At 70.4% G+C, this 4,577-nt stretch carries 2 protein-coding genes and 1 rRNA gene; all 3 read right to left on the bottom strand.

The genetic code is table 11. The annotated features are described in order from the left end of the window. A partial coding sequence (locus AC3RX0_RS00015; RefSeq protein ID WP_491503898.1) for a LamG-like jellyroll fold domain-containing protein occupies positions 1 to 3,300 on the bottom strand: 3,300 nt, incomplete at its 3' end. A 198-nt stretch (positions 3,301 to 3,498) separates the two neighbouring features. Beyond that, positions 3,499 to 4,329, bottom strand: coding sequence for a hypothetical protein (locus AC3RX0_RS00010; protein WP_491503897.1), 831 nt, complete (start codon positions 4,327 to 4,329; stop codon positions 3,499 to 3,501). Between the two features lie 174 nt (positions 4,330 to 4,503). Continuing rightward, positions 4,504 to 4,577: ribosomal RNA gene (gene rrf / locus AC3RX0_RS00005) — 5S ribosomal RNA — on the bottom strand; the annotation flags it as partial.

Raw genomic sequence — 4,577 nt, 5'->3', positions numbered from 1 at the left:
CGGCGTAGGAGTCGGGCCGGACGACGCGGGCTCGCCGGCCATGACGTTGTCGATCTCGGTGGCCGTCAGCGCGCGGGCGTACACGCGGGCATCGTCCAGCGTGCCCTCGAACGGGTAGTCGCCCGACGGCTCAGCGCCGAGCACCAGCGGCAGGCCGTTCTTCGTGATCGACGACGGCCCCGGGATCGACGCGACGGCGGCGCCGTCGACGTACAGCGTCATGGTCTTGCCGTCGTAGACGCCGGCCAGATGCACCCAGGTCTTGCCGTCGGCGGTGATCGCCGCCGGCGCGTTCACGCGGTAGGTGTCGCCGGACGTGGCCTGGTTCAGTCGGAAGAAGGGCTTGCCCGAACCGGCCAGCGACAGCTCGTAGCCGTCGGTGGCGTTCACGTTCGCCTTCTTGACCAGGTACTGCGTGGCCGTCCGATCCGCTCGCACCCATGTCGTGATCGTCAGGGCTCCGCTCTGGTCAAGCGACGCACTGTCGGGCACGTCGACGCGACCGGTCGACCCGTCGAAGTCCAGCGCGTCGCCGTACTCCCCTGCCACGTGCTGCACCCCGCCGGAGATGACGCCGTCGTTGCCGTAGCCGGAGGCGTCGGAGACCGTCGAGCCGGACATCTCATCCATGCCCCACAGCCCCACAGCCCCAGGATCGGTCGCCGTCGGCGACGGGGACGGCGACGGACTCGTGGTCGGAGTGGGTGTGGGCGTGGGCGTCGTTCCCGACCCGCCCGCGGCCAGCGCCGCGATGTCGGCCGCCGAGAGTGCGCTGCCGTACACGCGCACGTCGTCGACGCCGCCCTGGAACGCGTAGGTGCCGCTCGGCTGGCCGCCGATCGTCAGCGGAAGCGTGTTCGTCGTGATGCCGCTGGGCCCGGCCCCCGATGCGACGAGCACGCCGTTGACGTACAGCTTCATCGTGGTGCCGTCATATGTCGCCGCCAGGTGCGTCCAGGTCTTGCCGTCGGCGGGGATCGCGTTGGGCGCATTGATGCGGTACGTGTTGGCGGACGTGACCTGGTTGAGTCTGAAGAACGGCTGACCGGTCGAGGCCAGGCTCAGCTCGTATCCGTCGGCGAGGTCGCTGTCGGCCTTCTTCACGATGTACTGCGTGCCGACGATCTCGGGCTTGACCCACGCCGAGACGGTGAGATCGGCCGGGCTCAGCGCGGGCTCGTCGGGGATGACCACCTGACCTGAAGCGCCGTCCAGGCGCAGGGCGTGCCCGCCGCCCACGCCGGTGATCCACGTCGCGTTGCCCTGGATCGTTCCGGCGTCGTGCCAGATCGACTGGTCGCCCACGCTCGTCCCGGTGCCTTCGTCCATCTCCCAGTCGCCCGCCAGGCCCTGCGCGTCGGTGACGCCGACGGTGACGGTCGCCGTGGCAGACCAGGCCCCCGTGCCGATGCGGGAGTGATACGAGAAGGAGTCGACGCCGGTGTAGCCGGCCGCGGGCGTGTAGGTGAACGAGGTGGCCGTCGGCAGCGTGACCGTGCCGTGCGCGGGCGCCGTCACGATCTGCGTACTGGTGACCGCGCCGCCCGAGACGTCGAAGCTCGCCGTCACGGCCTTGCCGATCGTCGTCGTCACCGTCGACGGACTCGCGGTCGGCACGCCCGCCGCCGTCCACTGCAGCATCGCCGTCCCGGTCGCGGTGGCGCCACCGGCCATGACCATCACGGAACCCGGCGAATTGCGCTTGGCACTCGTGACGTTGTTGTACGAGCCGCTGATGGCGACCGTGGCGGGCGCCGAGAAGTCCGGATCGCTCAGCGACGTCGTCTTCATCATGATGTCGTCGAGGTACTCGGTGTTCGTGTACAGCACCCGCAGCGTGTTCGTGGCGTCATCGATGAGCACGATGGGCCGGGTCGGCTCGTTCGTGCCGGCCGGATGGACCGCGACGGTCCGGAACGGATCCCAGGTGCCGTTCGGCCGTCTGACGAGCAGCCCGATCGTGGGCTCGCCGACGGTGTCGTACGAAGTCTTCACCGCCGCGTACAGGGTGCCGTTCGCGCTCACCTTGACGTTCAGATGGTCGTCGGCCAGCCCCCGCCCGTACGCGAGCCCCGGAGCGTCGGGCAGCTCGAGCGGCGACCAGACGGTCGGGCTGGCGCCGTCTACGTGATACCGGAACCCGAACGTCTTGGTGTTCTGGTTCGAGAAGAGCACGCCGACCGTGTGGTTGGGCATGGCCACGACGACGGACTGGTCACCCACCTGAACGCCCGAGGCGATGTTCACCGGTCCCGAGAAGGACGAGTACGGGGCATCCGACCAGTACTCGAACACGTCGTACCCGTCGCCGGCCGATAGCCACATCCGTCCCGTGGAGTCGATGTCGATGGTCGCGGTCTCGACGTCCGAGACGTCGGAGGGCAGCATCGTCGGCGTGGGCCGGCTCGTCCACGGCACGTACGAGTTGGTGGTCGAGTCGTATTGCATCGAGATCAGCTGCGGCTGCACGGAACCGGGCGGCGGTGTCGGCGGCGTCGAGATCCCGTCGTAGAACGCCGATGACGAGCCGTGGATGAGGATGTGCACGACGTCGCCGACCGGCAGCACGTCCGCCTCGACGTCCGTGCTCGTCGTCAGGAGCGAGACAGCCGACCAGCCGGCCGAGCCGTCGCGCCAGATCCAGGTGCCGGCCGGCGTCGTGCTGGCCGAGGGGATGACCGCCCACCACGTGCCGTGGGCCTGCCAGAGCTTGGACTGCGGCTTCTGCGCCGTGGTGCCCACGAGCGGGATCTGCGCCGCGGTGTACGGTTCGGACGACGGCGTCTGCTGCGTGGTCTGAACGGTCTGCCACGACAGCACGACCAGGCCGGCGGTCGGCGTGGTCTGCGTCGAGGTGGCCTGGACCGAGTACGTCGTGTCGGTCGTGGCAGAGACCGTCACCGCCTCGCCCGTCGTCCCCGTCGCCACCACGGGCCCCGTGGCGCCGCCCTTGCGCACCACCAGGTGCACGGGCACCTCGGAGCCGGCCGTCGAGAACCGCACCTTCTTGGTCGCCGGTGCCCGCCACGACCACCACAGCGACGCCTGCGCCACCTTGGGCAGGTGCGCATCGCGGGGGAAGTTCGCCAGCACGTCCTGGCCATGCGCGCCGCCGATGGGCTTCGCGTCCTGCGGCACGGACTGCGGCACGACGTGCGGATCAGGGGTCTCGCCGGGGTCTGGCTGCCCGGCGATCAGTCCGGGGGCACCCGCTGGACCGGTCAGCGAAGCGGCTGTCGGGCCCATCGCCGAGAATACGAGGGCGCCCACGGCGGCCGTCGCCAGGAGCGGCAGGCCCATCGCCAGCCATACTCCGAAGGGTCGCCGGGGCGAACGATGACTGCTGCCGCCCGTGTCGAAGTGCCCACGGCGGCGCCGACCGAATCCTGCCACGTCCCCAGACCCCCAGTACGGTGCCCCATACACCGTGCCCCCATGCTAGCGCGGCGAGACCCGCGATACCAGCGTCCGACGTCATCGTCCCACTCGCGAGCGCACTCACGTCCGCGCTGTGGGAAAGTCCACCCGATCAGGGACGGCGATGCGAAACACCACGGCCGACGCGCCACCCACGGCGACCGGCACGAGCACGCTGTAGGCAGGCACCGCGGCGCCGGGAACGAACACCAGGGCGACGCACACCACCGCTGTGCCGAGCATCGTCGCCGCCGCGGCCGGTCGGCGCAGAAGCGCGTCGCGCGCGTGCGGCATCGTCCCGCGTGCGACCACCGGCGCGACGACTCCGACCACGAAGACGGCGCCGATCACGTCGCTGGCGCGATGTGCGAAGGTCGCGACGGATGCCTCGGCCAGCGCCGCGATCAGCAGCGCCGCCGCGACCCGCGCGATGCCGAGCCCGGCCGGGAACGGCCACAACCGAACGATGACGAGAGCCAGTACGAGACCGACCGCCACGTGTCGGCTGGGGTACGAGTTGGCCACATAGCCGAAGTCGCCGTAGAACGGACGCGCGAACACGAGGTCGCGCAGCGGCGCGGTCGCCACCACGACCAGGAGCACCCCGACCACCGAGCACACGACATCCACCCACCGTCGCCGCATCACGCCGACGGCGACCGCCGCCGCGGCGCACAGACCCAGCAGAAGCGGGATGCCAGTGCGCATCGCCGAGAAGGCGGCCTCGGCCATCGCCCCACGCCAGATCGACTGGCCGAGGCTGCGGACGTCGACGGCCTGTCCGACCGGCGTCGCCACGGCCGCGACATACAGCACGACGAGCGCAGCGGCGAACCCGAGCGCCCAGCCGACGGAGCGCAACAACCGGATCCGCCGGGAGCGGCCGGCGGCGATCCGCTCAGACGCGCTCACGCTCCGCCTCCACCAGCCGCTCTGCGTCCCTGCGCTGCGTCGCGTCGTGGTGCGCGAGCGCCACCGAAAGCGGTTCCCCAGACCCCATGGGGGTCAGCGTAACCGAAACAGCGTCCGCCGCCTCCATGAACGCAAAAAGGCCACCCATCACTGGGTGGCCTCTTCACAGAAGAAGTCCGGCGGTGTCCTACTCTCCCACAGGGTCGCCCCTGCAGTACCATCGGCGCTGAGAGGCTTAGCTTCCGGGT

The organism is Microbacterium sp. W1-4-2, assembly GCF_058349885.2.
The sequence above is the reverse complement of the archived record's forward strand: the minus strand, read 5'-3'. Positions and strand labels throughout refer to the sequence as shown.